Here is a 5,715-nt window from a genome sequence, read left to right as displayed (position 1 = left end):
GATTGCGGCGCCCGTTACGAGTACACGGATGTTGATTTACTCCAGGGGCAAGAGCGTTCCAATACGATAGAAGAGGTAAAAAAATATAACCCCGTCTGTTCCTTTCCGACCATCCTGATCGGTGATCAGGTTATTGTCGGTTTTAAAGAAAACGAGATCAAGGAGGCCCTGGGCCTATGACTGAAAAAGACCTTTATGAAATGTTAAAAAAGATCCAGGAACCTAAAGGATACTTTTTTAACAAAGACTTGAAAATCACTCTCGATCTGCTCAAAGGTCTACTCCTGAATAAAGAACGCTACGGCTACATGTGCTGCCCCTGTCGGTTGGCCTCAGGGGACCGGAAACGGGACGAAGACATCCTCTGCCCCTGCGTTTACAGGCCCCCGGATGTGGAAGAGTACGGGAGTTGTTATTGCAATCTTTATGTTTCTAAGGAATGGAATGAGGAGGAAGGCCCCCATCCCTATGTCCCGGAACGGCGGCCTGTCGACCGGCTTGCCTATTAACCGGCCTGCCGTATTTTTTTTATGCGGTTTTCGAACAAAAAATGGTGCGCCTCTCTTTACAATGAATCTCCTGGTGATTAAAGTTAAATATGGTGCCAGTGATTCTTTTTTGCTTTGTATCTGAGCGGTTATCTCAAATGGTGCTACTGTTGCGGGTTATGGGTTGCAAATCAGAGGATCTGACTAAATTTTTTAAGTGGGAATGTAACTGATTAACGGGAGGGAGAGAAGATGTATTCAAGCACTGTAATGGATCATTTTAAAAACCCGCGGAACGTCGGAGAAATCGAAAATGCCGACGGGATCGGGGAAGTGGGCAATCCCCTATGTGGTGACATGATGACCATCTACTTAAAGATCGAAGAAGAAACGATCAAAGACATCAAATTCAAGACCTTCGGCTGTGGGGCAGCCATTGCCGTATCCAGCATGCTCACCGAGATGGCCAAGGGCAAGACCGTAGAGGAGGCCAAGAAAATAACCAACAAAACCGTGGCGGAAGCCCTGGAAGGCCTGCCTAAAAACAAACTCCATTGTTCCAACCTGGGGGCCGACGCCCTTCACCTGGCCATTCAAAACTACGAAGACAAAAAGGCCGGCATCACCCGGCCGGTCTCCAAGCGGGAAGAAAAGCATGAGCACGATCATGGCCATGAAGAAGGCGGTAAATGTTACTGTCCTTATTGTAACATCGAAGTCAAGGAAGACCTGCCTTTTTGTGCCAGTTGCGGGAAAAGCTTAAAGACAATCCAGTAGAATAACCCCAGGAAGGTGCCTAATGAAACTGATTAATCTTGATTATCTCTCAGCCAATCCTGTTTTGCCGGAAGTCCAGGAAGCCATGATTGAAGCCATTCGGACCAATTACGGAAATCCTTCCAGCCCGCACCAGTTGGGGGACCAGGCCGCCGAGGCCCTGGCCAAGGCCCGGGAGTCCGTGGCCGGCTTGATCAACAGCCCATCCACTCAGGAGATCGTCTTTACCTCGGGGGGAACCGAGTCCATCAATCTGGCCATCAAAGGGGTGGCTTTGGCCAACGCTAAAAAAGGGAATCACATTGTTACCTCCAACATCGAACACAATGCCGTTCTCAGGACCCTCCGACGGCTCCGGATGATGGATTACAAGGTCGCTTCGGTGGCCGTAGATGAAAACGGCCGGATCGATCCCGCGGAGGTGGCCCGGGCCATAACCGATCAAACCATCCTGGTCACTATCATGCACAGCAATAATGAAATAGGCACTATTCAGCCTATCGAAGAAATTGCCCGGATCACCAGAGAAAAGAAAATCCCTTTTCATTGTGACGCCGTTACATCAGTCGGCGTGGTGCCGATGGATGTTCAAAAATTAGGCGTGGATTTGCTGAGTTTTTCAGCCAATCAATTTTATGGTCCATCCGGTGTGGGTGGCTTGTATATCCGCTCCGGAACGGGCCTCTGGCCGCTGCTGGACGGAGGGGTTCAGGAAAACAACAAACGGGCCGGTACAGAGAATCTTATCGGAATCATCGGCATGGGAAAAGCGGCCGAGTTGGCCGGTCGTGACCTGGAATCCCGCATCAATCATTGCCTCGGTCTTAAAAAGAAATTGATCCTGGGTCTCCAGGAAAATATTGAAGACATTTTTCTTAACGGCCATCCTGAGTTCTCCCTGCCTAACCTGGTTTCCGTATCCATACAATATATCGAAGGTGAGGGAATTGTCCTCATGCTGGATGAAGAAAAGATCCTGGTCTCCACCCGGTCCGCCTGTGCGGCCGGAGCACTTCAGGCCTCCCATGTCCTTTTGGCCATAGGCAGGGACTTCGCTGATGCCCAGGGGACCCTGGTCATTACCTTTGGAAAGGAAACTGCTGAGGCCGATATAGAGCGGTTCCTGGGGGTTTTAAAAACCGTAGTTCAAACCTTAAGGGATATGTCCCCCTTATATAAAAAGAAGGTTTAAGGTGAAAGGAGCATGATGATGACCACCATAAAAATCAAAGGCATGTCCTGCCAGCATTGCGTTATGGCAGCAACCAAGGCCTTAAAAGAAATCGAAGGCCTGGAGGATGTAAGGGTCGATCTCGACAAGGGCGAAGCTACCTTTAATGAAACCAAACCGGTGGATAAGGATCTGATTAAAGAAAAGATCAAAAAGGCCGGCTATGAGGTGGTAGCTTAATATCGAAGGTACAAGGCGCAAGGTTTAAGGTTCAAGGGAAAACCTTATTCCTTACACCGTGGACCTTGGACCGTTTTTTTCAAATCAGGAAAGGCGATTAAAAAATGAATCGATATGTCTGCTCGATTTGCGGTTATGTTTACGATCCGGCCAATGGCGACCCCGACAATGGGGTTAAACCAGGAACCCGATTTGAGGACCTGCCCGAGGATTGGACCTGTCCGGTTTGCGGGGCCACCAAAGATAAGTTTGAACAGGAATAAATGGACCTCACGAACAAGCCGATATTCCTATGAAAAATTCGGTCAGACCTTCCGGTACCGAACGGGAATGGACCATCCTTAAAGAGGCCATTGAGAATACCAATGAGGGTTTTGTTACCATTGATGAACATCACCAGGTCATCATCATTAACAAGGCCGCTGAAAAAATATTCGGCTATTCACGGGAGGAAATTTTAGGGAAGGACCTGGCGGTAATCCTCGGACCTACCTGTACCAGGGGCCACAAAGAGGCTGTTGCCCGGTTTCTAAAAACCCGGGAATCCAAACTGCTCGGCCACCAGACCGAATTTTTGGCCTATCGAAAAGACGGACAGCCCTTCCCCCTGTCCATATCTTTTTCCTTATCGGAAATCGAGGGCAAACTTTTTTTTACAGGGATCATCCGGGATCTGACCGAAACCAAAATCCTTGAGGAACAGGTCTCCAAATCCGAACGCCTGGCCGCCCTGGGCCAATTAGTGGCGGAAATCACCCACGAGATCAAAAACCCTTTGATCATGATCGGCGGCTTTGCCCGGCAACTCCTTCGAAGCATCGGGGATGAAAAAAATCAGACCAAATTAAAGGTCATTGCCGATGAAGTGCAAAGATTGGAGAAGCTGGTCATGGAACTCAGGGAGATCTATCGGCCAAAAAATCTGATCCTTGAACCAATCAATATCAATACCCTTTTGGAAGAAATCTATTCTCTTTCCAAGGAGGATTGCAAAAGTGCGGATATCTCCCTCCGGTTAAAGACGGCTGCTGATCCTCTAATGGTTGAAGGGGACCCGGGAAAATTAAAGCAAGTCTTCCTCAATCTGGTCAGAAATGCCATGGAGGCCCTGGAAAATGGGGGTACCCTGGCCATCCATTCGAAAGGGATCGACAATCAGGTGGAAGTCACCATTTCCGATAACGGCCCCGGTATTCCCCAAAAAGATCGGGAGCAGTTGTTTACCCCGTTTTTTACCACAAAACACCGGGGCACCGGCCTTGGCCTGAGTGTTTCAAAAAAAATTATCGAAGACCATCCGGGTGGCGCCCTGGACCTGGAAAGTGAAGAGGGGAAGGGAACGGTGGTCAGAATAACCCTGCCCTTATTAAACCCTCACGACCCATTGGGTCACCACGAAGCATGAAAATAAATTAAAAAAAGGCGAAAGGCCAGGGGTAATAGGTAACCCAACAATTTTATGTTTTTTTTCGCCCATAGCCCATAGCCTATTGCCCTTAGCCGTTAGAGGTTTTTCACACTTGAAACTTGAAACTTTATTATCGAATCTAACCATAAGAGGTAATGACCATGACACCAATAGAAGTGATCAAAGGAATTTACTGGGTGGGGGTAGTTGACTGGAACCTGAGAGATTTCCATGGCTACGCCACCCCTGAGGGTTCGACCTATAATGCCTACCTGATCCTGGATGAAAAAATAACCTTGATTGATACGGTCAAAAAAGAATTCGCCGATCAACTGCTGACCAATATCTCCCAAATCATGGACCCCAAAAAGATTGATTACGTGATCAGCAATCATACTGAAATGGACCATTCCGGGGGCCTGCCCCGGGTCATGCACAAAATCGGAGAAGACAAACCCCTCTACTGCTCGAAGGTGGGACTTAAAAATCTCTCCCGCCATTTTCAGGAAAAATGGAACTACCAACCGGTGGAAAACGGTGGGGAACTCCGGTTAGGCCGAAGGACCTTGACCTTTTTGGAGACCCGTATGGTTCATTGGCCTGACAGCATGTTCACCTACCTGAAGGAGGACCAACTCCTTTTTTCAAGCGACGCCTTCGGTCAACATTACGCCGGAGTAGAGCGATTTGATGACCAGATGGGTGAGGCCATCATGCCTCATGCCCTCAAATACTTTGCCAACATCCTTCTGCTCTATGCCCCTTTAATCCTCCAGTTGCTCGAAAAGGTCACCCAGATGAATTTGTCTATGAAGACCATCTGTCCGGATCACGGAATCATCTGGCGCAAGGATCCGGGAAAAATTATCAAGGCCTACATGGAATGGGCCCGGCAAAAGCCCAAAAAAAAGGCCATCGTCGTCTATGATACCATGTGGGAAAGCACCCGGAAAATGGCCGAAGCCATTGTAGATGGTTTGGGACAGGAAGGGATTGAGGCCAAATCCATGCATCTTCGAGCCAATCACCGCAGCGATGTGATGACCGAAATCCTGGATGCCGGGGCCGTCCTGGTCGGTTCTCCGACCCTGAACAATGGGCTGTTTCCAACCGTCAGTGATTTTCTGTGCTATATGAAAGGACTGAGACCCAACCCAAAAATTGCCGCTGCCTTCGGGTCCTACGGCTGGAGCGGCGAGGCGGTTAAATTGATCAACAATGAATTAGAAGAAATGAAATTCGACCTGATCGATCCGGGGTTGAAGGTCCAGTTTGTACCGGACGCTTCCGGGATCACGGCTGCCTTTCAATTGGGACGGAAAATCGGACAGGCATTACAGAACCTTTAACTGATATCGATAAATTAGGACGCAGATTTTCGCCGATACCCGCAGATAGCTATTCTTTATTATTCTTTTATATTCAAAATCCTGGCAATCTGCGTCGATCTGCGTCCCAAAAGGGAATTCCTATGCTATCCAGTTATCCGCAGATGTACTTTATAAGAAACTATGATCTCTGCCTATCATCCGTCGGATAATCCTTCCTGGGTGGTCATTGTCAATCCGGTCAGTGCCAATGGCCGAACCGGGCGGCAATGGCCTCGCAACGAAGCCCTGCTGAGGGATATC

The 5,715-nt window shown here is 48.7% G+C and carries 8 protein-coding genes; all 8 read left to right on the top strand.

Going from position 1 to position 5,715, the window contains the following annotated elements:
• On the top strand, positions 1-180 hold a 180-nt coding region (locus tag HY879_01490), incomplete at its 5' end, for a glutaredoxin family protein (GenBank protein ID MBI5602008.1).
• On the top strand, positions 177-509 hold the full coding sequence (locus tag HY879_01485; GenBank protein ID MBI5602007.1) for a ferredoxin:thioredoxin reductase: 333 nt from the start codon (positions 177-179) through the stop codon (positions 507-509). The genes HY879_01490 and HY879_01485, both read left to right, overlap by 4 nt.
• A gap of 231 nt (positions 510-740) precedes the next feature.
• On the top strand, positions 741-1,265 hold the full coding sequence (gene nifU / locus HY879_01480) for a Fe-S cluster assembly scaffold protein NifU (protein ID MBI5602006.1): 525 nt from the start codon (positions 741-743) through the stop codon (positions 1,263-1,265).
• 22 nt (positions 1,266-1,287) lie between these two features.
• Complete coding sequence (locus tag HY879_01475; GenBank protein ID MBI5602005.1) at positions 1,288-2,457, top strand: cysteine desulfurase; 1,170 nt, start codon at positions 1,288-1,290, stop codon at positions 2,455-2,457.
• 18 nt (positions 2,458-2,475) lie between these two features.
• On the top strand, positions 2,476-2,676 hold the full coding sequence (locus tag HY879_01470) for a heavy-metal-associated domain-containing protein (GenBank protein MBI5602004.1): 201 nt from the start codon (positions 2,476-2,478) through the stop codon (positions 2,674-2,676).
• Between the two features lie 104 nt (positions 2,677-2,780).
• Positions 2,781-2,939, top strand: coding sequence for a rubredoxin (locus tag HY879_01465; GenBank protein ID MBI5602003.1), 159 nt, complete (start codon positions 2,781-2,783; stop codon positions 2,937-2,939).
• Between the two features lie 29 nt (positions 2,940-2,968).
• Positions 2,969-4,081: a PAS domain S-box protein gene (locus HY879_01460; protein ID MBI5602002.1), complete on the top strand. Its 1,113-nt coding sequence runs from the start codon at positions 2,969-2,971 to the stop codon at positions 4,079-4,081.
• Positions 4,082-4,245: 164 nt separating this feature from the next.
• Positions 4,246-5,433: a flavodoxin domain-containing protein gene (locus HY879_01455; protein MBI5602001.1), complete on the top strand. Its 1,188-nt coding sequence runs from the start codon at positions 4,246-4,248 to the stop codon at positions 5,431-5,433.
• Positions 5,434-5,715: the final 282 nt, after the last annotated feature.

It is taken from the genome of Deltaproteobacteria bacterium, from assembly GCA_016219225.1.
In the GTDB taxonomy this organism is placed as follows: domain Bacteria; phylum Desulfobacterota; class RBG-13-43-22; order RBG-13-43-22; family RBG-13-43-22; genus RBG-13-43-22.
The sequence above is the reverse complement of the archived record's forward strand: the minus strand, read 5'-3'. Positions and strand labels throughout refer to the sequence as shown.

Coding starts and splice junctions, on each gene's coding strand:
- HY879_01485 (MBI5602007.1), top strand. CDS start 177: ATGACTGAAAAAGACCTTTATGAAATGTTAAAAAAGATCCAGGAACCT.
- nifU (MBI5602006.1), top strand. CDS start 741: ATGTATTCAAGCACTGTAATGGATCATTTTAAAAACCCGCGGAACGTC.
- HY879_01475 (MBI5602005.1), top strand. CDS start 1,288: ATGAAACTGATTAATCTTGATTATCTCTCAGCCAATCCTGTTTTGCCG.
- HY879_01470 (MBI5602004.1), top strand. CDS start 2,476: ATGACCACCATAAAAATCAAAGGCATGTCCTGCCAGCATTGCGTTATG.
- HY879_01465 (MBI5602003.1), top strand. CDS start 2,781: ATGAATCGATATGTCTGCTCGATTTGCGGTTATGTTTACGATCCGGCC.
- HY879_01460 (MBI5602002.1), top strand. CDS start 2,969: ATGAAAAATTCGGTCAGACCTTCCGGTACCGAACGGGAATGGACCATC.
- HY879_01455 (MBI5602001.1), top strand. CDS start 4,246: ATGACACCAATAGAAGTGATCAAAGGAATTTACTGGGTGGGGGTAGTT.